This window comes from Flavobacterium panici, assembly GCF_024499525.1.
Lineage (GTDB): Bacteria > Bacteroidota > Bacteroidia > Flavobacteriales > Flavobacteriaceae > Flavobacterium > Flavobacterium panici.
In genome coordinates, this window is the sequence record NZ_CP100437.1 from 4,558,433 (window position 1) to 4,581,386 (window position 22,954).

Annotated in this window: 18 protein-coding genes; 7 read left to right on the top strand and 11 right to left on the bottom strand. The window is 33.7% G+C overall.

The window, feature by feature from the left end; translation table 11 throughout:
- The 4 genes from NLJ00_RS19320 to NLJ00_RS19335 form a co-directional block, all read right to left on the bottom strand.
- A complete protein-coding gene (locus NLJ00_RS19320) occupies positions 1-954 on the bottom strand; it encodes a phosphoribosylaminoimidazolesuccinocarboxamide synthase (protein WP_056200175.1) in 954 nt (317 codons plus the stop codon).
- Between the two features lie 210 nt (positions 955-1,164).
- Positions 1,165-1,989, bottom strand: coding sequence for a Cof-type HAD-IIB family hydrolase (locus NLJ00_RS19325; RefSeq protein ID WP_256635025.1), 825 nt, complete (start codon positions 1,987-1,989; stop codon positions 1,165-1,167).
- Between the two features lie 137 nt (positions 1,990-2,126).
- Positions 2,127-2,489, bottom strand: a complete 363-nt coding sequence (locus tag NLJ00_RS19330) for a DUF1801 domain-containing protein (RefSeq protein ID WP_256635026.1) — start codon at positions 2,487-2,489, stop codon at positions 2,127-2,129.
- A gap of 181 nt (positions 2,490-2,670) precedes the next feature.
- On the bottom strand, positions 2,671-3,621 hold the full coding sequence (locus NLJ00_RS19335; protein ID WP_053472652.1) for a PhoH family protein: 951 nt from the start codon (positions 3,619-3,621) through the stop codon (positions 2,671-2,673).
- 182 nt (positions 3,622-3,803) lie between these two features.
- On the opposite strand from NLJ00_RS19335, the gene NLJ00_RS19340 reads away from it, so the two are divergent.
- From NLJ00_RS19340 to dnaN, 6 genes are all read left to right on the top strand, one after another.
- Positions 3,804-4,631 carry an SAM hydrolase/SAM-dependent halogenase family protein gene (locus NLJ00_RS19340; protein WP_256637483.1) on the top strand — a complete coding sequence of 276 codons (828 nt, stop codon included), beginning with the start codon at positions 3,804-3,806 and terminating at the stop codon, positions 4,629-4,631.
- A gap of 42 nt (positions 4,632-4,673) precedes the next feature.
- Positions 4,674-5,192: a hypothetical protein gene (locus NLJ00_RS19345; protein ID WP_256635027.1), complete on the top strand. Its 519-nt coding sequence runs from the start codon at positions 4,674-4,676 to the stop codon at positions 5,190-5,192.
- Between the two features lie 138 nt (positions 5,193-5,330).
- Entirely contained in the window at positions 5,331-5,627 is a 297-nt protein-coding gene (locus NLJ00_RS19350) for a putative quinol monooxygenase (RefSeq protein ID WP_053472655.1), read from the top strand.
- A 75-nt stretch (positions 5,628-5,702) separates the two neighbouring features.
- Positions 5,703-6,428 carry a gliding motility-associated ABC transporter permease subunit GldF gene (gene gldF, locus NLJ00_RS19355; protein WP_180860596.1) on the top strand — a complete coding sequence of 242 codons (726 nt, stop codon included), beginning with the start codon at positions 5,703-5,705 and terminating at the stop codon, positions 6,426-6,428.
- The gene (gene gldG, locus NLJ00_RS19360; RefSeq protein ID WP_256635028.1) at positions 6,428-8,113 is read left to right on the top strand and encodes a gliding motility-associated ABC transporter substrate-binding protein GldG; all 1,686 of its coding nucleotides are present in this window, start codon (positions 6,428-6,430) and stop codon (positions 8,111-8,113) included. Before gldF ends, gldG begins: the two co-directional genes overlap by 1 nt.
- A 106-nt stretch (positions 8,114-8,219) precedes the next feature.
- Complete coding sequence (gene dnaN / locus NLJ00_RS19365) at positions 8,220-9,338, top strand: DNA polymerase III subunit beta (RefSeq protein WP_053472764.1); 1,119 nt, start codon at positions 8,220-8,222, stop codon at positions 9,336-9,338.
- Positions 9,339-9,755: 417 nt separating this feature from the next.
- Here dnaN and NLJ00_RS19370 read toward each other — a convergent pair whose 3' ends face one another.
- A complete protein-coding gene (locus NLJ00_RS19370) occupies positions 9,756-10,409 on the bottom strand; it encodes a hypothetical protein (protein ID WP_256635029.1) in 654 nt (217 codons plus the stop codon).
- 404 nt (positions 10,410-10,813) lie between these two features.
- Between NLJ00_RS19370 and NLJ00_RS19375 the strand changes: the two genes are divergently transcribed.
- The gene (locus NLJ00_RS19375; protein ID WP_256635030.1) at positions 10,814-11,443 is read left to right on the top strand and encodes a DsbA family oxidoreductase; all 630 of its coding nucleotides are present in this window, start codon (positions 10,814-10,816) and stop codon (positions 11,441-11,443) included.
- A 60-nt stretch (positions 11,444-11,503) separates the two neighbouring features.
- Here NLJ00_RS19375 and NLJ00_RS19380 read toward each other — a convergent pair whose 3' ends face one another.
- The 6 genes from NLJ00_RS19380 to NLJ00_RS19405 form a co-directional block, all read right to left on the bottom strand.
- Positions 11,504-12,403: an ROK family protein gene (locus NLJ00_RS19380; protein ID WP_256635031.1), complete on the bottom strand. Its 900-nt coding sequence runs from the start codon at positions 12,401-12,403 to the stop codon at positions 11,504-11,506.
- Positions 12,404-12,427: 24 nt separating this feature from the next.
- Entirely contained in the window at positions 12,428-13,891 is a 1,464-nt protein-coding gene (locus NLJ00_RS19385) for a glycoside hydrolase family 125 protein (RefSeq protein WP_053472660.1), read from the bottom strand.
- 5 nt (positions 13,892-13,896) lie between these two features.
- A complete protein-coding gene (locus NLJ00_RS19390) occupies positions 13,897-16,176 on the bottom strand; it encodes a GH92 family glycosyl hydrolase (protein ID WP_053472661.1) in 2,280 nt (759 codons plus the stop codon).
- Positions 16,177-16,313: 137 nt separating this feature from the next.
- Positions 16,314-18,593, bottom strand: coding sequence for a GH92 family glycosyl hydrolase (locus NLJ00_RS19395; RefSeq protein ID WP_053472662.1), 2,280 nt, complete (start codon positions 18,591-18,593; stop codon positions 16,314-16,316).
- Positions 18,594-18,997: 404 nt separating this feature from the next.
- Positions 18,998-20,986 (bottom strand): beta-mannosidase, encoded by a 1,989-nt coding sequence (locus NLJ00_RS19400; protein WP_256635032.1) that lies wholly within the window; start codon positions 20,984-20,986, stop codon positions 18,998-19,000.
- A 447-nt stretch (positions 20,987-21,433) separates the two neighbouring features.
- Positions 21,434-22,948, bottom strand: coding sequence for a SusD/RagB family nutrient-binding outer membrane lipoprotein (locus tag NLJ00_RS19405; RefSeq protein ID WP_256635033.1), 1,515 nt, complete (start codon positions 22,946-22,948; stop codon positions 21,434-21,436).
- Between the last annotated feature and the right edge of the window lie 6 nt (positions 22,949-22,954).

Consider the following 22,954-nt stretch of genomic DNA (forward strand, 5'->3'; position numbering starts at 1 on the left):
CTATTTAGAAGCTAAGTATTGTAATACGTTTTTATCAATACGTTGGTCAATATTATCAATATCTGCTTTCACGAATTTTTCTCCTAAAATATTTTCATACAATTCGATATATCTTTCAGAAACTGATTCAATATAAGCGTCTGTCATATCTGGAATCTGCTGCCCTTCTTGTCCTTGAAAACCGTTTTCGATTAACCAGCGGCGAACAAATTCTTTAGATAATTGTTTTTGTTCCTCTCCTTTTTCTTGTCTTTCTGCATATCCTTCTGCATAAAAATAACGAGAAGAATCAGGAGTATGAATTTCATCAATTAAAACAATTACTCCGTCTTTTGTTTTTCCGAATTCATATTTTGTATCCACTAAAATTAATCCGCGAGAAGCAGCAATTTCAGTTCCTCTTTGAAATAAAGCGCGAGTATATTTTTCTAAAACTAAATAATCTTCTTCTGAAACAATTCCTTTTGCTAAAATGTCTTCACGAGAAATATCTTCATCATGAGAACCATTATCTGCTTTTGTAGTTGGTGTAATAATTGGTTCCGGGAATTTATCATTTTCTTTTAAACCTTCTGCCATTGCTACACCGCAGATTTGTTTTCTTCCTGCTGCATATTCACGTGCTGCATGTCCTGAAAGATAACCGCGAATTACCATTTCTACTTTAAAAGGCTCACATAAATGTCCAACAGCAACGTTTGGATCTGGAGTTGCAATTAACCAATTTGGAACAATATCCTGGGTTAATTCCATAAATTTTGTTGCAATCTGATTCAAAATTTGTCCTTTGTACGGAATTCCTTTTGGTAAAACCACGTCAAATGCCGAAAGTCTGTCAGTTGCTACCATTACTAAAAGATCGTCATTGATGTTATAAACTTCTCTAACTTTTCCGCGGTAAACTGATTTCTGATTTGGGAAATTAAAATTTGTGGTTGTAATTGTATTGCTCATTATCTTAGTTGTGTTGTTTTTTATGAATGCAAATTTAAAATTATTTCAGAGAGTTACATCATCAAAGAAAAAGATAAATAAGAAATGTTATTAATTGGGTTTGGTTTGCCACGAATTACACGAATTTCCACGAATTATTTGTTGAAGCAATCGAGCTGATTTACCAGTTAAATAATTCGTGGAAATTCGTGTAATTCGTGGCAAAAAACTTTAAACCAGTTCTTTGTCTAATATTTTTGAAGCGATATATTTTGCTACCCCATCTTCGGCATTTGTTTTAATAACTTCTAAATCAGGCAAAGTTTCTTTTAATAATACGGGTGCATTGCCCATAATTAACCCTTTTCCAGACGCTGATAACATTTGAACATCATTAAAGCCGTCTCCAAATGAAACTGCTTCGGCTAAAGTGAAACCTTCTTTTTCCAGCACTTGTTCGATTGCAACGGCTTTATCTATCGATTTGTCCATAAATTCCAAACAAGTTGGCAAGCTGAATGCGTGGTGTAAATGTTCTGAAGAATTGGCTAAAACGTCATCTTTAAGTTTTACTAATTTTTCGTGATTATCGCATGAAAAGAATATTTTAATGGCGCCAAAATCTTCCAGCGTTTTATAATCTACTAATTCCGGACGATAATTTAATTCTGACTGATAAGCATTTAGTTTTTCGCTTATTCTGTTGGTCTGCCAAACATTTTCTTTAAATAAAACTACTGTAATTTCAGGATCGATTTCTACATTTAAAGCTGCTTTTACAACATCACTATTTAAATTAAATGCAAAAAGCTCTTCTTTATTTGGTGAATGAATTCTCGCTCCGTTTGAACTCACTAAATAAACGGGAACTTCAAGTGTTTCAACAATAGCCATTGCATCAAGATGATGGCGACCTGTTGCAACAACTAAAAGATATCCTTGATTGTGAAGTTCCTGAAAAATGGATTTAGTATAATCTGAAATTTTGTGTTGAGTGTTGAGTAAAGTTCCGTCAAGATCACTTACTACGACTTTTATATTTTTAAGTTTTGTCATATCAATATCAAATATTTATGATGTGCAAATTTACGGCTTTACGCTCAGCTGAGCAAAGATTACGAGCCTTGAAAGCCAAAAATGGGGCAAGTTTATTATTTATTTAACTATTCCGTTAAATACTGCATTTTAAACAATTAAACTTTAATAATTCCAGATTTATACAAGTTTATTGCTTTCTGAATAACAAATTCAATCTTTTCTAATGGTAAATCTTCCTCAGAATTAAACATCATAATTTTCATTCTCGAACGTTTTTCCTGAATCAAAAAAGATTCTTCAAAATGTTTTCCCTCCACAATTCCGATATAGGGTTGTTTCAGTTTTTTGTGAATCCATAAATAGCAGAACATTTTTCCTTTATAACAGAAAAATGGCATTCCGTATTTTAAAACATGTGTAATGTCTTTGTCTTGTTTTAAGATAATATCTTTTAATGCCAGAAATGTTCCTTTAATGGGTTCTTCTTGATTAAGGTAGAAATCATCTAGTTGTTTCATTTTTTAATATAAAAAAATATTCGTTTTACTCAGTTCTAAATAACATGAATAAAACGAATACTTTTTGGTTTTATTTATTTTGCCACAGATTAAAAGATTAAAATGATTTTTATAATCTGTGAGAATCATTTTAATCTGTGGCAGAATTTATTAAACATTCATTAACCATCTACACACGAAATTAATCGTGGTTTTCTATTTGCTTATAAGCGTCGATTACCTTTTTCACTAATCTGTGGCGTACGATATCTTTATCATCAAGATAAATAATTCCGATGCCGTCTATATCTTTAAGAACCAAAATAGCTTCTTTAAGACCCGAAATAGTTCTGCGTGGTAAATCGACCTGACCAGGATCTCCCGTAATCATAAACTTGGCGTTTTTTCCCATACGGGTCAAAAACATCTTCATTTGTGAGTGCGTTGTATTCTGCGCTTCATCCAGAATTACAAAGGCGTTATCAAGCGTTCGCCCGCGCATAAATGCCAAAGGCGCAATCTGAATAATTCCTTTTAAAATGTAATCTTCGAGTTTTTCATTTGGTAACATATCTCTCAAAGCATCATAAAGAGGCTGCATGTAAGGATCTAGCTTTTCTTTCATATCGCCGGGTAAAAAACCAAGATTTTCACCTGCTTCTACCGCCGGACGCGTTAATATAATCCTTTTTACTTCTTTGTCTTTAAGTGCTTTAACAGCCATTGCAACACCCGTGTAAGTTTTTCCGGTTCCGGCAGGACCAATTGCAAATACCATATCATTTTTTCTGATGGTATCTACCAGTAACTGCTGGTTAGGTGTCATGGCTTTAATAATCTTACCGCCAACTCCGTGAACTAATATTTTGTCATGATCGTATGCTTTTTTTTCATCCTGACCATCACTCATTATTACACGTTCAATTACATTATCATCAATGTTGTTGTATCTGGTAAAATGAAGCATAAGCCTCTGAAATCTCTTTTCGAATTCATCTAAAACATCTTTTTCGCCAAAGGCTTTTAAAGTTGTCCCTCGCGCTACGATTTTAAGCTTTGGGTAGTACTTTTTAATTATTTCAAGATGAGAATCCTGCGCGCCCCAAAAGTCTTTTGGAGCGATGTCTATAAGCTCGATAATTCTTTCGTTCAAATGAGATAAATTTAAATTAAAAATAAATTTGTTTTGAAAATCTATTGTTGTCGGGTATGTTCATATCTTTAAGTGCAATTTGTTTTTTCTACTTTCAATTTGCATTTAGTATTATTAGATTTGCATTTCTCAAATTTAATGAAAATTAGATTTAAATACTATCAATAGTTATAAACAAAATGATGTCAATAATTACCCTCACTACTGATTACGGCTTAAAAGATCACTTTGTGGGTTCGCTGAAGGGTAAAATCATTTCTGAACTTCCAGAGGCAAAAATTATTGATATTTCGCATGACATTGATCCATTTAACACTGCCGAAGCAAGTTACATTGTTGGAGCCTCCTATTTGAGTTTTCCAAAAGGGACTGTACACTTAATAGGGGTCGATATTGAACGCAATAAAGAGAACCAGCATATCGCTATGCAATGGAACGATCATTTCTTTATTTGTGCCGATAACGGAATTTTAAGCATGCTTACGCAGAAGATTGTACCGCAAAAAATTGTAGAAATCAATATTCATGATCGTTTTCCTATTGAATTCAGTGATTTGGATATTTTTATTCAAGTGGCCTGCCATATTGCAAAAGGCGGTTTACTGAATGTTATTGGCAAAGAAATTCCAGCAGTTAAAGAAGTAACCGAATTACAGCCTGTAGTTGCTGCAGATGGAAATTCATTAAAAGGCTACGTTATTTATATTGATCATTTTGGAAACGTAGTAACTAATATTTCAAAACAGCAATTTTTAGAAGTCGCAAAAGGTCGTCCGTATGAAATTGTGATGAAGCCAAAAAGTATTAAAACGATTCTGCCAAATTATTCGGCTATTGCGACTTCAGATAAATATCCAATTAAAACTTATGAAGGCGAGAAACTAGCCATTTTTAATGAAGCTGGTTTTCTTGAGATTGCTATTTTTAGAAGTAATCCTTCTAAAGTGGGGTCTGCTAATAGTTTGTTGGGATTGAATTATCGAGATGTGATTACTATCAAATTTTCATAGAAAATTTAAATTATTAATTCCATATTAAAGAAAGGCCTTCAGATGGAAAAAATTAAAGATATAGATCGAGGAAATCTTTTGACATTTACAAATACAGATAATAAATACAACATTATTCTCTGTACAAGTACCAATAAAACTGTAAGTCCTCATAGTTACACTTTTTCTCTTTTAGATTATAATGATATCCAAAAACCGACTATAGAAACAGTTAAGAATCTAGATTTTTTTGGAGTAGGAAATATGACCAAAACCAATCTTTATAACTATTCAGATCAAGATCTCATAAATATGTGGGAGCATCATCCTGAAATAAAACCATGTCTGTTAGGCACATATGCACTTATCATATGGAGAAAAGATTTTATGAAATTTCGTGATAATCTCGAATTCATTGGCAATCTTGACATCCTTATTAATCTTGACAAAAATGGAAACGGTGGTGTTAATGCCAGCAGTTGGGACTTTTTACAGAAGTTTTTTAATGGTGAAATCATTACTGCAATGAATGAAAGAAATCAGAAAAAATTTAAATTAAAAGCAGTTATAAAGTCTAGCTAGCCACATAGAACTTATTTTTACACAACAATTATAATTTTTATAAAAACAACAATCAATTTTGGTATTTTTGCGCACCCGTAAGACTTTTAGGTTTCGAACAAATCTAAAATCAACAATCTAAAATCTAAAATTGAATACATGTTTGTAAGAATAGTAAAAATGAGTTTTCATGAAGAAAAAATTCCTGATTTTCTGGAGAATTTTGAATCTGTGAAAGATAAAATACGAAATGCAGACGGAAATCGTTTTTTAGAATTGTATCAGGATAAAAATGACAAATGTATTTTCTTTACCTATAGTTATTGGGAAACCGAACAAGATTTAGAAAATTACAGACAATCTGAATTATTTAATACAGTTTGGGATTTTACAAAAAAACTATTCAATGCAAAACCAGAGGCTTGGAGCGTTGATAAATTGGTTAGCTTAAATTAGTTTCATGTTTCAAGTTTCACGTTAAGCGGACAACTTGAAACATAAAACCTGAAACAATAAAAACAAAAAACACAAATGAAATCAATCATTTTACGAGAAATAAAATCCTTTTTCGGCTCTCCTATTGGCTATTTGGTCATTGCGATTTTCTTAATCAGCAACGGACTGTTTTTATGGGTATTTGAGGGAGATTACAATATATTAAATACCGGTTATGCCGATTTAACTCCGTTTTTCACTTTAACGCCGTGGATTTTAATTTTCCTGATTCCGGCTGTAACCATGAGAAGTTTCTCTGACGAAAGAAAACAAGGAACTCTTGAATTGCTTTTAACCAAACCATTATCGATTTGGGAAATTGTAAACGGAAAATTTCTTGGATCGTTCCTCCTTATAATTTTGGCTATTATACCAACTTTCATTTATGTAAAAGTTATTTCGAGTTTAGGATTACCAGAAGGAAACATTGATATGGGAAGCACAATTGGTTCTTATTTTGGATTATTATTTTTAATTGCTTCTTATTCAGCAATTGGCATCTTCACTTCTACTCTATCAGAAAATCAAATTGTTGGGTTTATTATTGCCGTGTTTTTATGCTTTTTATTTTATTTTGGATTTGAAGGTTTAGCTTCATTAGTTCCGGGACAATCGAACATTATTTCGGCATTTGGAATGCAGGATCATTTTAAAAGTATGAGCCGGGGCGTTATTGATACCCGCGATGTAATTTACTTTTTAAGCATCAGCGTTTTGTTTTTATCTTTTACAGTTTATCAATTAAAATCTTTTAAAGCGTAATGAAATCATCTAATAAATTAAATTTAAAGACATTAGGCATTACAATTTTTATTTTAATTGTTTTAAATGTTCTCGGAAGCTTATTCTTTCATCGTTTTGATTTAACGAAAGACAAACGATATACTTTATCTGAGACTTCTTTAAAAATCGTAAGACAGGTTAAAAATCCGTTGTCAATTAAGATTTATATGCAGGGCGAACTTCCTGCAGATTTTAGACGTTTACAACTGGAAACTAAACAATTACTGGAAGAATTTCAGGCTTACAACAGCAATATTGTTTTTGAATTCGTTAACCCAATGGAAGACGGAGAAGACAATATGGAAGTTGTAAAATCACTTTATCAAAAAGGACTTACGCCAATAAACATAACGGTTGACGATAAAGGAAAACAATCTCAGGAAATGGTTTTTCCTTGGGCTGTTGCGGTTTACAATAATAAAGAAGTCAATATTCCTTTGTTGAAAAACATTATGGGGGCTTCGACTACGCAAAAAGTAATTGGCTCTATTCAGCATTTAGAATATTCAATTGCGGATGCTATCAATAAAATTACCAAAGACAGACAAAAGAAAGTTGCGATTATAAAAGGAAATGGTGAATTATCTGAAATTCATATTGGTAAGTTATTGAGACAGATCAAGGAAAGTTATTATATCGGGCCTTTTACTTTAGATTCTGTTGCGAAAGATCCAAACGGTACTTTACATGCTTTAGAAAAATATGATTTAGCGATAATCTCAAAACCAACTGAAAAATTCTCAGACGAAGAAAAACAAGTTCTGGATCAGTTTATCATGAACGGCGGTAAAACTTTATGGCTGGTTGATCAGGTTGCTGCAGATATGGACAGTTTATACAATCAGGCTGGTGCGACTTTGGCGTATCCTAGAGACTTGAATTTAAACGATATGTTCTTCAAATACGGATTCAGAATTAATCCTGATTTGGTTAAAGACGAAAACGGAAGCCCAATAAAACTGGCAACCGGAGAACAAGGAAGCGCTACTCAATATCAGGATTTTATCTGGAAATTTGCACCACTGGTTCAGCCATCAAGCCAGCACCCAATTGTGAAAAATCTAGGCGGAATCAAATTTGATTTTGCCAGTCCGATTGATACTTTGAAAAACGGAATTAAAAAGACCGTTTTATTACAATCGTCTCAATATTCTAAAACAATTGGAACACCTTCAGAAATTAATCTGAACATAGTAACAGAGAAAACTACACCAGCAGATTATGCCAATAAAGGAAATATAAATCTTTCTGTTTTACTAGAAGGAAGTTTCCATTCGGCATTTGAGAATCGTGTTTTACCTTTTAAAGAAAGTTCATTTCAGGCAAAAGGAAAACCAACCAAAATGATCGTTGTTGCTGATGGAGATATTGCCAGAAATCAACTGGATAAAAACATGATGCCTGTTGAACTGGGCTATGACCAAAGAACCGGAAACCTTTATGATAATAAAGATTTTATGATGAATTGTGTCAATTATCTTCTTGATGATACAGGACTTATTAACATTAGAAGCAAAGATGTTGAACTGCCATTATTGGATAAAGAAAAAGTTTACGAAAATTATACGACAACACAATTCATAACTATCGGGCTTCCAATCCTTATTTTATTGGTTTTCGGATTGGTATTTACCTTTCTCCGAAAAAAGAAATACAGCCGATAGATGTTAATAAAAAAATTGCGAAACTAAGAATGTTTACGATATATTTGTAATCCGTATGCCCGGCGCCTAAATGCTCGGTAATACCTCAAAAAATAAAACAAAAGAGATGAAATTTATAGTATCGAGTTCGTACTTATTAAAACAATTACAAGTTTTAGGTAGTGTAATTAACAGTAACAATACGTTGCCTATTTTAGACAACTTTTTATTTGAACTAAACAATAGTGAGTTGACTGTTTCGGCTTCAGATCTTGAAACGACAATGTCGGCTACATTATCAATCGATTCTAAAAGTAAAGGAAGCGTTGCTGTACCGGCAAAACTTTTACTTGAAATTTTAAAAACATTTCCAGAGCAGCCTTTAACTTTTACTGTTGCAGACAATAATACAGTTGAGATTAGTTCTAACTCAGGTAAATATGCATTAGCATACGCTGCAGGAGAAGAATTTCCTAAGTCTGTAAATCTTGAAGATCCATCTGTAACTTTAGTTCCTGCTGATGTTTTGGCAACAGCTGTAAGTAAAACAATCTTTGCTGCCGGAAACGATGATTTACGTCCGGTAATGTCTGGAGTATTTTTTCAGTTCTCTCCAGAAGGTTTAACTTTTGTTGCTACAGATGCTCATAAATTAGTAAAATATGCTCGTGCAGATGTAAAAGCGTCTCAGGTTGCTGATTTTATTATGCCAAAGAAACCTTTAAATATCTTAAAAAGTATTTTAGGAAGTTCTGACGCTGAAGTAAAAATTGAATACAACGATTCAAATGCGACTTTCTCATTTGACAATTATATCTTAATGTGTCGTTTAATCGACGGAAAATACCCTAATTACGAAGCGGTAATTCCAAAAGAAAATCCAAACAAATTATTAATCGATCGTTCTTTATTTTTAAGCTCTGTTCGTCGTGTTGCGATTTTCTCAAACAAAACTACACACCAAATTCGTTTAAAAATTGCAGGAGCTGAATTAAATGTTTCTGCAGAAGATATCGATTACTCAAACAAAGCAGAAGAAAGATTGACTTGTGATTATCAAGGTGATGATTTACAAATTGGTTTTAACTCTCGTTTCTTAATCGAAATGCTGACAAACCTTCAATCTGATGTGATTATGTTAGAGATGTCATTACCAAACAGAGCCGGAATTTTAACGCCTGCAGACGGTTTAGAAGAAGGTGAAACCGTAACAATGCTGGTAATGCCGGTAATGTTAAATAGTTAACATCAAAACTTCTTTTTGTTACAGGGATTTTTTTTAATTTAAAATTAAAGACATATCATTGTAAAAAAAAATATCGCTATTAACCAACCATTTTTTATACCTAGAAACCGCAATTCTTTAAAAGAGTTGCGGTTTTTTATTTTTGATGGTTTTTGTTTCAAGTTTTAGGTTTCATGTTTCAGGTTCGTTGTGATATTTAACGCAAAGCACGCTAAGTTTTTTTTGATATAGATTGTATTTACAATGCGTTAAGTTCGCAAAGCTATATCAAAACAAAGCTTTGCGAACTTAGCGGTTTTATAAAAACCTAACTTATTAAAAAATCTTAGCGTGCTTTGCGTTAAAAATCTACACAAAGTTTAATCGCATTTCAACCTGAAACATGAAACTTTAAACCTGAAACAATTTAACAGTCTTTTAATCTTTCTTCTTGAAACCAAAATAATAGTTCAATCCAAATCCTAAAGTACGGCTGTCGTATCTTGTATTGGTGCTTTCTACCTCACCTATAGCTTTTCCCATATTTACACCTGTATAATATAAATTGACTGCCAGAGAATCATAATTTTTATCTGAAAGAATAATATCTATACCAAGTCCAATCCCTACAGATTGCTGCCATTCTGTAACTATATCCTTTTTTGTTTTCGATTGAGACGGATTATTTTGATTGATTGTGGAATAATTCTGCTGGGCTTCGATTCTTGATATATTATAAACAGGAAGAATTTGAAGAAGAACATCTCCGGCACTATATTCTCCGCAAGAAAGACATATTTTAGGAGTAAATCCAAAATTTAAAGCATTCGCACTTACTTTTGCCACACTTGTAATGTTTCCTACAGCATCTATTTTATTATAATCTTCTAGAGTTCCATAATAATAAGTTACCCCAAACTCAGGTTTTAAGAACTTGTACACTTTAGCTTCTAAACCTAACCCGCCCTGAATATAACCAGAACCTTGAAAATCAGTATGACGATAAAAAGATAAATCAACAAAACCTCTAATCTGCGCATTTGAATTGGCTGAAAGTAAGATCAATAAAAAATAGAAAATGTTTTTCTTCATAATAAATTTTATAATTACATCTAAATCAACAAATTAGTTTTCATCGACTTTTGTACTAAAAATACTTGTTTTTTATATATGAAAAGGATTTTTCTTTTATCATAAAAAATAAACTTCAAAGCAGACAAATGCATCATTGCGTGGAACGAACCAATCTCAACTGCAGAGTTAAACTTTATGTTGTTTTTTTAACGCAAAGCCCGCTAAGATTTTTTGATATAGATGCATTTACAATGCGCTAAGTTCGCAAAGCTAGATTTACACAAAGCTTTGCGAACTTAGCGGTTTTATAAAAACCTAACTTAAAAAAAATCTTAGCGTGCTTTGCGTTAAAAATTATACGCACAGCTTAAAACCTGAAACCTGAAACTTTAAACCTGAAACATTTTTTTTAACTTTGTAAAATGAAAATAGAAATTTGGTCGGACATCATGTGTCCGTTTTGTTATATCGGAAAAAGACAGTTGGAAACGGCTTTAGCTGAATTTCCAAATAATGAATTTGAAATTGAGTGGAAAAGCTTTCAGCTTGACCCAACTATTACGCCACAACCAGAAAAAGACGTTTATACGTATTTAGCGGAACGAAAAGGCATGTCTGTTGAACAATCAAGAGAAATGCATAAAGGTGTGGCAGAACGTGCTAAAAGTGCTGGTTTAGATTATAACTTTGATAAAGCAGTTATTTCAAATTCTTTAGAAGCACATAGAATTATTCAATTGGCTAAGACTAAAAAATTAGGCGATGAAATGGAGGAAATCTTCTTTAAAGCTTATTTTACAGAAGGAAGAGACTTAAACGACGGCCCAACTTTAATTGAATTAGCTGAAAAAGCTGGATTGAATAAAAATGATGTTTTGGAAGTTTTGCAAAGCGAAAGTTTATATTTAAAAGAAGTTCAAAGCGATATTAAAGAAGCGCAGGAAATTGGCGTGCAAGGAGTTCCGTTTTTTGTTTTTGACCGAAAATATGCCGTTTCGGGCGCTCAGCCAGTTGAAGCTTTTGTTCAGACAATCAAAGAAGGTTTAAAATAATTAAATTGAAATAGTAAAACAAAACGGATGAGTAAATTGCTCATCCGTTTTTGTTTTAATCTAATCGCGTAGAAAACTTACTGCGCCTAATAAGGCCGCAATTTCATTATCTGTAGAAATAGAAATTTGTATTTCTAAACCTGATTCTTTTATGGTTTTATTAAATGAAGACATGAATAAATCGCTAGCATTGGCTATTTTACCGCCAATAATAATATGCTCTGCCGAGAAATTCTTTATCCACGGAATTGCAACTTCAGCCAAATCTTCTCCCATTGTTTCAAATACTTTTACAGCCTGCTGATCTCCATTTTTAGCTAAATCATAAAGTTCTAAACCATTTTTAAGCGAAAAACCACTTAACGTTTTATAATGAGATAAAAGGCCTCTCACAGAAACATAATCTTCGGCAATACCTTCTTTATATTCCAAATTGTAAATTTCCCCATCTGCTGGCACTTGGTTTCCTGTACTTATTGATACTCCTTTGTCAATAAAACAAGCTCCTAAACCAGTCCCTAAAGTAACTGCCATTACTTTTTTAGAAAGATTTTCCTGCTGCTTAAAAACTTCTCCTTTTCCAAAACAAACAGCGTCATTTTCAAAAAGCACCGGAAAATCATTTGGAAAATTAAGACTTTCTAAAAGTAATTCTCTAACATTCAATCCGTAGAAATGTTCGTATTTAGATTGATCTTTAATCCAGCAAATCCCTTTTTCATAATCAAATGGGCCGGGCATACAAACGGCAATTCCTGTAATATTTTCAATTTTTGAATTTTCAATTGCTGTATTAATGACTTTTTTCCAAATAGTTATTACTTGATTTACAGGTAAATTAGAGTCGAATGATTCTTTATATAATGAAAGTTCCATCACTTTCATTTCTGTTTTATTGATAACTGCTGCGGTAATATGTGTTCCTCCTATATCTAGCCCTATGGCATATGATGTATTCATTTTTAATCGTTTAACTTTTTAGTACTAGATATTTTTATCTTTTAAAATTTGAGGATAATGAATACTCGTGTGTACAATCATTTCTCCAAATAATGTATTTGCCCATGCAAACCATTTACGGGTAAATTTGTTTACATCATCTTTATGAAAGGATTCGTGCATAAATCCGGTATCGGCATTTGTTTTAATCAAATTGCTGATGCATGTTTTAATTTCATTTTCGTCTACACTTGTAATCGCTCTCAAAACAATACTCAATGGCCAGATTGTATCAACTCCGGTATGCGGGCCGCCAATTCCTTCTCCGGCTTTTCCTTTATAGAAAAACGGGTTGTTTTCTGAAAGAACAACTTTACGTGTATTTAGATATAAAGGATCATTTGGAGCAATCGCACCTAAATATGGAAGTGATAACAATGAAGGAACATTAGCATCATCCATCATATGAAAACTGCCAAATCCATTTACTTCGAAAGCAATGATTTTTCCGAATTTTGGATGTTCTATAATTCCGTTTTCTTTTAAACCTTTTTGGACCTGATCTCTTAACTCTGTAGCTTTGGCAACTAAATCATTGTCTTTCAAAGCCGGTAAAGAGAAAATTTCAATCAAATAATCTAATATTTCAATTGCGAACATATTGCTTGGAATTAAATATCCAAACAAAGTACTGTCGTCACTTGGTCTAAAAGTAGAAACGATTAATCCACAAGGTTTTACAGGATAGCCGTAACCGCCTAACGGAACTCCATCTGTAGCCCAGGCAGTTTGACGCTGAAAACTATACGGGCCGCCTTTTCCGTCCAGTCTTTGTTGTTCTTTAAAAGTCTGCAGAATCAAAAGCATCGCTTCTTTCCATTTGGCATCAAACAAACTAATATCTCCGGTTTCTTTCCAGTATCCGTGTGCTAATCGAACTGGGTAACACAAACTGTCAATTTCCCATTTTCTTTCGTGAATTCCGGGCTGCATTTTTGTTAAGTCATTTTTCCATTCGCTTTCTTTGGTGAAATCTTTATAAAAAGCATTCGCATAAGGATCAAGCAAAATACATTTCGCCTGACGGTTGATTACTCCTTTCACCAATTCTGCCAGTTTTGGATCTTCTTTTACAAATGGAATATAAGGCCAAATCTGCGCTGTACTATCACGAAGCCACATTGCATCAATATCTCCTGTAATTACGTATGTATCTGGTTTTCCGTCAATAATTTCAAAATCGACTGTAGTGTCTAATGTATTTGGAAAGCAGTTTTCAAATAACCAGGCCAATTCTGGGTTTGCTATTTGTTTTTTGATTCTCACAATTGCCGCTTCGACTGCTTTACTTGTAAATTTTCTTTCGGCAAGCGGAGGTCTTTTACTGATAAAATCTTTTAAAGGAAACTGAAATGCATCTGAATTAAATCCAAAAACATCCGTTTGAAGCGCTAATAATCCTGCGGAAAAAATTCCTGTATTTTTTATAAATTTTCTACGTGACTGCATAAATTTTACTTTGAAGTTGAATAAGAATATGGATACGCTTCTGATGTTGTACCTCTTTTTAAATTTGGAGAACTTGTCATATCAAAATTCAATTCTCCGCCTTTTAATACATCAAAATGATTGATATAGTTTTTAGTATAAGATGAATTATCCCATTTCAATTCATTTACATATTTGCTTACATCTGAATTATTTGGGGCATTTATAATAAGCTGTTTTCCATTTTCAAGCTGTAAAGTTGTTTTCTTAAATAATGGCGCACCTAAAACGTATTCTTCTGTTGCGGGACAAACCGGATAAAATCCCATTGCAGAGAAAATATACCAGGCGGAAGTCTGTCCGTTATCTTCATCTCCGCAATATCCATCTGGAGTTGGTTTGTACAAACGGTTCATAACTTCTCTTGACCAATATTGCGTTTTCCAAGGTTCGCCTGCATAATTGTATAAATAAATCATATGCTGAATTGGCTGATTTCCGTGTGCATACTGCCCCATATTCATGATTTGCATTTCTCGAATTTCATGAATAACAGAACCGTAATAAGTATCATCAAAAACCGGAGGCGTTGTAAATACAGCATCTAATTTTGAAGTGAATTTTTTCTCGCCGCCCATCAAATCAATTAAACCCTGAATGTCGTGAAATACGCTCCAGCTGTAATGCCAGCTGTTTCCTTCTGTAAAAGCGTCTCCCCATTTGAACGGATTAAAATTGGGTGGAAAACTGCCGTCTTTATTACGTCCGCTCATTAATCCGATAGATGGATTAAATAGCTTTTTATAATTCATCATTCGCTTTTCAAGCAGATTAATTTCTTTTTTCGGGCGATCTAAAGCTTTGGCTAATTTCCAGATTGCAAAATCATCATAAGCATATTCAAGTGTTCTGGCTGCATTTTCATTAATCTCAACATCGTAAGGAACGTATCCTAAAGTATTGTAATACTGTACTCCTTTTCTGCCTACAGCTTCCAGCGGACCTTCATTATTAGCTCCGTGCTGCAAAGCTTCATATAAAGTATTAATGTCATAACCGCGTAGTCCTTTCATATAAGCATCAGAAACTACAGAGGCAGAATTATTCCCGACCATAACATTTCTAAAGCCCGGACTTGACCATTCCGGCAAAAATCCGCCTTCTTTATAATCGTTTATTAAACCTTCTTGCATTTCTTTATTTATAGAAGGATAAACTAAATTTAATAAAGGATATAAGGCACGGAATGTATCCCAAAAGCCAGTTCCTGCATACATATATCCCGGTAAAACTTTTCCATTATATGGGCTGTAATGCACAATTTCGCCATCTTTATTTATTTCATATTGTTTTTGAGGAAAACAAACGGTACGATATAAACAAGAATAAAAAGTTTTTAATTGATCTTCATTTGTATCTTCAACCGTAATTTTTCCTAAAACTTTATTCCATTCGTTTTTAGATTGTGCCAAAGTTTCTTCAAAAGATGCTGAACCTAATTCATTCTTTAAAGTCAGTTCTGCTTGTTCCGGGCTTATAAAAGAGGAAGCTACTTTTACGTTTACTTTTTCTCCTTTTTTAGTTTTAAACTCCACTATTGCGCCAGTATGAAGTCCAACTGCTTCTAATTTATCTTTAATCAAAACTCTATCAATACAAGTATAATTTGTTGCAAATGGTTTATCAAATACTAAAACAAAATAGTTTTTGAAGTTTTGAGGAACACCGCCGCTATTACGGGTTGTATAACCAATAATTTTATTTTCTGACGGAATTATTTTTATATAAGATCCTTTGTCGAATGCATCAATTACAATTGAAGATTTTTCGTTTTCAGGAAATGTAATCTGAAAATGTGCTGCTCTTTCGGTTGTTGTAATTTCTGTTATTACATCATAATCAGCCAGATAAACGCTGTAATAATAGGGCTTAGAAACTTCTGCTTTATGACTGAACCAACTCGCACGTTCATCTTCGGCGAAAGCCAATTTACCACTAACAGGCATAATCGAAAACTGACCGTAATCATTCATCCATGGTGAAGGCTGATGCGTTTGCTTAAACCCTCTGATTTTTTCTGCGGTATACGTATACGCCCATCCGTCGCCCATTTTTCCGGTTTGCGGTGTCCAGAAATTCATTCCCCAAGGTCTGCAGATTGCGGGATAGGTATTTCCGTTGGAAAGATTATGCAGTGACTGCGTTCCCATTAACGGGTTTACATATTCTACGGGCTCTTTAACTTGTGCATTTACAGAAATGCAATACTGTATTAATCCAAAAAAAATTAAACTTTTTATTTTCATAGTTTTTGTTTTTTTATGCTATAGGCTTTAGGCTTTAAACTGAACTTTAACTTTATACCTACAAGGTTTTAAAAACCTTGCAGGAAACCGAATGGTCTTACTTCTTAAATCTAAAATCTACACTCTAAAATCTAAAATCAATTAGGTCTGTTTTCTCTTTTTACTCCAAATGTCAACGAAGGCTTGCTTCCCATATATAATTTCAATTCTCCGCCTTGAGCTATCATTTCTTGTGTGATATATGATTTTGTATATGGGTTTCCATTATACTCTGCTCTTTGAATGTAAATATTATCTGCGCTGTTATCAATTGCATTTATTTTAAATGAAATTCCTTTTTTATAATTTATAACTGCTGAATTTACTAACGGGCTTCCTAAAACGTAAATTCCGTTTGCGGGATTTACAGAATAAAATCCCATTGAAGATAAAACATACCAAGCCGACATTTGACCTAAATCTTCATTACCGCATAATCCGTCTGGTTTTGTGGAGTAAAATTTATCATCGATTTCACGAATTAATTTTGCCGTTTTCCAAGGCTGACCTGCAAAAGCATACAAATACGGAATATGATGATTGGGTTCATTTCCATGAGCGTACTGCCCTATTAAACCGCTGATATCTGGTGAAACATCTTCTCCTTCTACTTTATCGGTTATTAAAAATAAAGAATCCAGTTTGTTTAAAAAGCTTTCTTCGCTTCCAAACAAATCGATTAAACCATACGGATCCTGAGGAACCAACCAAGTATACTGCCACGCATTTCCTTCTACATAATCATCTTTTCGGTGTGCTGATGAAAGCGGATTAAATGGTGTTCTCCATTTTCCATTGGTTAATTTACCTCTCATGAAAGCGGTTTCTTTATCAAAATAAAGTTTGTATAAATTGGCTCTTTTCGTGAAATAAGCGTAATCTTCCGTTTTATTTAAGGCTTTTGCCATTTGTGCAATGCAATAATCGTCGATTGCATATTCAAGCGCATTTCCAACAGATTCCAGCATTTTATCGGCTGGGATATATTCTAATTTTTGAACATAATCCATTCCGTCGCGAGTTTGCATGGCTGTTTTTTTGATGGCTTCGTAAGCTAATTCGGTATCATAATCTCGGCAACCTTTTAAGTATGCATCGACAATAACAGCAATTGAATGATTTCCGTTCATTGTGTTGGTTTCATTACCCATTAAATGCCAAACCGGTAATCTTCCTTGCTGCTGATAAATCGCCAAAAATGATTTAACAATATCATTAATTTTTTCCGGCTGCGTAATCGTGTATAAAGGATGTAAACCGCGATATGTATCCCAAAGTGAAAAAGTAGTGTAGTTTGTAAAATTTGCTTTTTCGTAGACTTTTTTATCTGTTCCGAGATAATCTCCATTGGCATCATTGAAAATAGATGGCGCAAACATGGTATGATACAAGGAAGTATAGAAAACTTTCATTGTTTTTTCGTCTCCTTTTATCTGAATTTTATTAAGCTCTTTATTCCATTTTGAATTCGCTTCTTTTACTGTTTTATCGAAATCCCAAGACGGAATTTCTGCTTTAACATTCGCTGCAGCATTCTCTGAACTTACCGGAGATATTCCAACTTTTACCAGAACTTGTTTGTTTTTTAAGGCAGCAAAATCTAATACTGCTTTCATTTTTAAACCTTCACCTCCATGACCTCTTACCACAGCAGTACTGTCGTATAAAGTAAGATTTGCAATTGGTTCAGAAAATTCCATAGAAAAATAAATACGCTGATCTGCTGCCCAGCCTGCAGAATAACGGTAACCTTCAATTTTAGTTTCATCAACTTTTCTTATAAAGGTTTTTACGGGTCTGTCCCAGCCAATTCCGTCTGCAAGATCAATTAAAATATGAGCATCATCGTCTGAGTTGAAAGTGTATTTGTGGAAACCTACTCTTTCGCTCGCTGTTAATTCTGCTTTGATATTGTATTTATCTAATAAAACGCTGTAATATCCTGGTTTAACAATTTCATTATTATGAGAGAAATAAGAGCCATAACCTGTTGTCATGTCTTCTTTTGTTCCTTTGGTAAGCGCCACTTTTCCTGAAACAGGCAAAAGTAAAATATCATTTAAATCTCCAATTCCTGTTCCGCTTAAGTGGGTGTGCGTAAAACCTAAAATGGTGTTACTGGCATAATTGTATCCGCTGCACCAATCCCAGCCTTCAAAAACATTTACTGGTCCTAATTGCACAGCTCCAAACGGAACATTAGCACCTACAAATACGTGACCGTGACCTGCTGAACCTATCAACGGATTTACATATTGTGTGTAATTTATGTCTGTCGTTTTTGTTTGTTTTTTGTGTTTTGTCTTTTTATGCTGTGATATTACCGGATTGGCAAAAAATAGGTTTAAAGCTAAAAAGCTGCTAAATATTATTCTCATTTATTTTTATTTTTGATTTCGTATTGTTTTAGCCCACTGATGAAACGGATTAAACAGATTGACGCAAATGTTTTTTAATTTCTTTGTGTTAGACGCACTGCTGTGCGTCTCTACGGAAAACCTTTGTCACTTTTATTATATTGGTTTAGCCCGCGGATGATACGGATCAAACTGAGTTACACCAATCTTTTAATTTCTTTGTGTTAGACGCACTGCTGTGCGTCTCTACGGAAAATCTTTGTCACTTTTATTATATTGGTTTAGCCCACGGATGATACGGATCAAACTGAGTTACACCAATCTTTTAATTTCTTTGTGTTAGACGCACTGCTGTGCGTCTCTACGGAAAACCTTTGTCGCTTTGCCCCTTTGAACCTTTGTCCCTTTCTTAGCAACTTAGAACCTTAGTACCTCTTTAAAACCTCATATAATGAGAAAACTTTAATCTCTGGATTAACAATTTTTCCTTCAAATGAAATTATTTTCTCTTCTCCAGCGGCTAAATCTATATAATTATCACTCCATTTTCCGGTATATCCTTTGATGGAAATGTAAACATATTTTGCTTGCTTTTGGGCTTTTAAAAATACTTTATTTCCTTTTATCTGCCAGCTTATTTTCGGGTCTTCTAATTTTAAATCTATTGGGCGTGTAAGATCGATTTCTGGCGTTTTATCATCTCTGTACGCTTCCCGAATGGCATACCAGGCCGCTCTTGGCTGTCGGTTATCATAATCCGTTATGCTCCAGCTTGCAACGGGCCAGCAGTCGTTTAACTGCCAGACTAAAGTTCCCATATTATAGGGCGCTTTAGACCGATGAATACCTACGATATTTTTTATTGTATAATACTGTAAACATTGTGTCAGGTACGTATAATCTTCCACATTCATCTTTTTTATTTTGGTTGAATCGATAAAATATCGGTTCAAATACGAATTCAGTTTTATAAATCCTTTATTTGATTTTTGATGCGCTTTTATTACATCTGAATATAAATGTCGGTCTACTGGCAATGTGAAATTTTCTGTAGAAGAATAATTCGGCATAGACAACATTCCATATTCACTTACAAATCGTCCTGTTTTTTTCTGTACTGATTCAATATCGTCTAATCCCCACCATAAGCCCCAATAATGGCTGTCTCCTTCGGTAATACTTTTTTGTTTGGACCAATGATGTAAAGGTGAAGAACTTAAGTACGGACGTTTATCATCGACTTCTTTGATCCATTTTGGAATACTATCGTGAAATAAACGAACGTAATCGTGCCACAAACGGGTTGAATCTTGTTTTGACAATTTCATACTTCTCATCCATCCCCAGTTTTTAAAGGCTTCATCAGATTCGTTATTGCCACACCACAAAACGATACTTGGATGATGACGCAGACGTTTTACCTGATATTGCACTTCTTCTTTTACATTATCAAAAAATGCTTTATCTCCGGGAACCATTGTGCCGGCAAACATAAAATCCTGCCAGACATTAATGCCGTATTTATCGCATAAATCATAAAAATAATCCTCTTCATAAATTCCGCCGCCCCAAACACGAAGCATATTCATATTGGCATCTTTCGCAGATAAAATTACTTTTTCGTATTCTTTTTTGGTTACCCGAGAAAGAAATGCATCTGACGGAATATAATTGGCACCTTTCATATAAACCGGTTTTCCATCAATTTTAAAATAAAAAGATCGGCCCAAACTATCCGGTTCTTGTACTAATTCTATTTTGCGATTAAGAACGTATGGTTTCTCTGGAGTTTTTTCGTCATAAGCTTCAAGCCTCGGTGTTTTCCAAATTCCGCATGTTGTGAATTTTGGTCCCCAATCCCATCCAAAATGATACTGCGCTTTGCGAACATAAGCACGCGCATTGTCTGGAATTTTAAAAGGCAGATCTTTTTTAGCCAGTGAATCCACAACATTTTGTGCCGATTGAAATACTATAACTAAATTATTATCGCCAGATTTGAGTACTTTTTTAACATCAACACGCCATTGACGAAACATATTATCGGCTTTTAAAACCAGCTGATTATTTAAATATACAGATGCATACGTATCTAATCCGTCAAAAACCAATTCTGTATTTTTCTTTTTCAGCATTGCTGCTGTTGCCTTAAATGTGGTTTTATATTCCCAGTTTTTACGTTCTATCCACAATAACTTTTTTTCGTTGTCCCTGTAAAATGGGTCCGGAATTAATTTATTGTTGAGTAAATCGGTATGGATTTCTCCCGGAACTCTCGCTGGAAACCACTTTTGTGTTTTTTCTTCCCGATAACTCCAATTGTTCTTCAAATCAACATTTTGAGCGAAAGCTGCCAATGAAAAATTTGAAAGACAAACGAAGATTATCCAAAGAAGTTTTGTTTGAAAATTCATTTTATTCTAATACTATTTATACCTTTTAAAAGTACTAAAAAAGGTATAACAATTTAATCATTTGGCAGCTTAGAGAAGGAATTGAACGTACTAAAGTTATTCCTTCTCCTCAGAATTTATTTTTCGTTATTAACTCAAAAAAACAACTGGAAATATTTTCTTTTACTACTGCCTTATGTATGCTTTTAATTTGATTTATGTTGTTTTTAATTCTGATTATCAATGAACTTTAAACATCTGTATTGTTCTGAGATTTTTTTAATTTTTGAAAATAATCCCATCTTTTTCAGCAGAGCACTCTTTGCTTTTGCGAAAAAAAAGGTATTAAAATCAATAAATCAAACTCATTTAATACGGATTGTTATGGGCACATTTATAAAGAGATTTAAAAATAAGCCGGGCATGCTCAGTACCCGACTTATTTTAACTAACCAACCAATTTAAAAATTATTTATCCCACCAGATTCTAGTGGTCATTAAATCTAAACCTTGACGTTGAATTGCTTCTCTATAATTAGCCGCGTTTGTTACAAGCTCTGACTGATCATAAATTAATCTTCTTGGAATAGTTCCCTTAGTATCTCCTGTTGGGTCATTAACCGGAACTAATACTGGGTAACCAGTTCTTCTGTATTCTGAAAAAGCTTCAAAACCATTGAATAATAAAACAATCCATTTTTGTGTAATAATCTGCTCAATTTTTTGTGCATCTGTTCCAGCAGTTTTAAAAGGATATGTTGTGATGTAAGTGTTGTATTCTGCTGGTGTAACTGCAGGCACTTTATCTCCAAAAATCGTTAAAATATTCATCGCAGCTCTTACTCCGTTTTCGTAATAAGTCTGTGCAGATCCGCCAACATTCCATCCTTTTACTGAAGCTTCTGCCAAAATAAATTGAACTTCTGCGTAAGACATAATTAATGTAGGAGCGTCTAAACGCAATACTGTTGATGTATTAGGATCTGAGAAAAGTTTTTTGTCTCCTCCAGGAAATTCTTTTGCATCATTAGCCAAACCTTGCTGATTTGCAGGATTGTTATCTCCTGTTGCTTCAAGTTTTGCATAAATTCTTAAACGCGGATCGTTTGTATTTTTCAACAAATCGATGAATGTTTTACTGAATTTGATGTTTGATTCACCACCGTTTAAGTCATTTCTAACCCATGAAGAAGTAATTGGGTTTGTTTTAACCCCAGCAGGACCTGCATCGTGTTTTAAAACTAAACTGTCATCGTTTGAAGTAAAAACTCCTTTTGAGTATGCTTTTTCTACATATTCTTTTGCTTTCGCAGGATTTACTTTAGACAAACGCATTGCTACTCTCAACATTAAAGAGTTTGCTAATTTTTTCCATCTTGCAACATCACTTTGGTAATACAAATCGGCATTGCCCACAAAAGGTTTTGTTGCATCAAGTGCAGTTCCGGCTTCATCTAATTCTTTTAAAAGATCATTGTAAATAGCTTCCTGAGTATCATATTTTGGAGAAAAAACGTTTCCGTTATATCCTTTTCCAGCTTCGAAATAAGGAACTTCACCATACGTATCTGTCAATTTTTGGAACAAGAAAACTTTCATGATTCTACAAGCCTGAATCATGTTTGAATTTTCAGGAGTATTATCTATTACAGATAATAACTGGAAAATCTGATTTAATCCTTTTCCGTATGTTTCTCCAAAAAGAGCCGCTGAATATTCAGAAGAATACGTGTACTTAGAACCTGGTCCTCCAAGGGAAGAAAACTGCTGTACGATTTGTGCTGCGTATAAGTTATTTCCTCTGGTATTAGAAAAATCCTGTCCGTCAACATAAATCTCTGCAAGTGTAAACATTGATTTTACAGCCGGATCTGTTAAAGCATTTGGATTCTTATTCATTTCTTCGAATCCTTTATCGCACGAAGCTAATGTCAATGCACTAACAATTGCGACACAAAATATTTTTATATATCTATTTTTCATTTTTAT

Bases quoted from the DNA above. Each gene is read 5' to 3' on its own strand.
- NLJ00_RS19320 (WP_056200175.1), bottom strand. From the start codon at position 954: ATGAGCAATACAATTACAACCACAAATTTTAATTTCCCAAATCAGAAA.
- NLJ00_RS19325 (WP_256635025.1), bottom strand. From the start codon at position 1,989: ATGACAAAACTTAAAAATATAAAAGTCGTAGTAAGTGATCTTGACGGA.
- NLJ00_RS19330 (WP_256635026.1), bottom strand. From the start codon at position 2,489: ATGAAACAACTAGATGATTTCTACCTTAATCAAGAAGAACCCATTAAA.
- NLJ00_RS19340 (WP_256637483.1), top strand. From the start codon at position 3,804: ATGTCAATAATTACCCTCACTACTGATTACGGCTTAAAAGATCACTTT.
- NLJ00_RS19345 (WP_256635027.1), top strand. From the start codon at position 4,674: ATGGAAAAAATTAAAGATATAGATCGAGGAAATCTTTTGACATTTACA.
- NLJ00_RS19350 (WP_053472655.1), top strand. From the start codon at position 5,331: ATGTTTGTAAGAATAGTAAAAATGAGTTTTCATGAAGAAAAAATTCCT.
- gldF (WP_180860596.1), top strand. From the start codon at position 5,703: ATGAAATCAATCATTTTACGAGAAATAAAATCCTTTTTCGGCTCTCCT.
- gldG (WP_256635028.1), top strand. From the start codon at position 6,428: ATGAAATCATCTAATAAATTAAATTTAAAGACATTAGGCATTACAATT.
- dnaN (WP_053472764.1), top strand. From the start codon at position 8,220: ATGAAATTTATAGTATCGAGTTCGTACTTATTAAAACAATTACAAGTT.
- NLJ00_RS19370 (WP_256635029.1), bottom strand. From the start codon at position 10,409: ATGAAGAAAAACATTTTCTATTTTTTATTGATCTTACTTTCAGCCAAT.
- NLJ00_RS19375 (WP_256635030.1), top strand. From the start codon at position 10,814: ATGAAAATAGAAATTTGGTCGGACATCATGTGTCCGTTTTGTTATATC.
- NLJ00_RS19380 (WP_256635031.1), bottom strand. From the start codon at position 12,403: ATGAATACATCATATGCCATAGGGCTAGATATAGGAGGAACACATATT.
- NLJ00_RS19385 (WP_053472660.1), bottom strand. From the start codon at position 13,891: ATGCAGTCACGTAGAAAATTTATAAAAAATACAGGAATTTTTTCCGCA.
- NLJ00_RS19390 (WP_053472661.1), bottom strand. From the start codon at position 16,176: ATGAAAATAAAAAGTTTAATTTTTTTTGGATTAATACAGTATTGCATT.
- NLJ00_RS19395 (WP_053472662.1), bottom strand. From the start codon at position 18,593: ATGAGAATAATATTTAGCAGCTTTTTAGCTTTAAACCTATTTTTTGCC.
- NLJ00_RS19400 (WP_256635032.1), bottom strand. From the start codon at position 20,986: ATGAATTTTCAAACAAAACTTCTTTGGATAATCTTCGTTTGTCTTTCA.
- NLJ00_RS19405 (WP_256635033.1), bottom strand. From the start codon at position 22,948: ATGAAAAATAGATATATAAAAATATTTTGTGTCGCAATTGTTAGTGCA.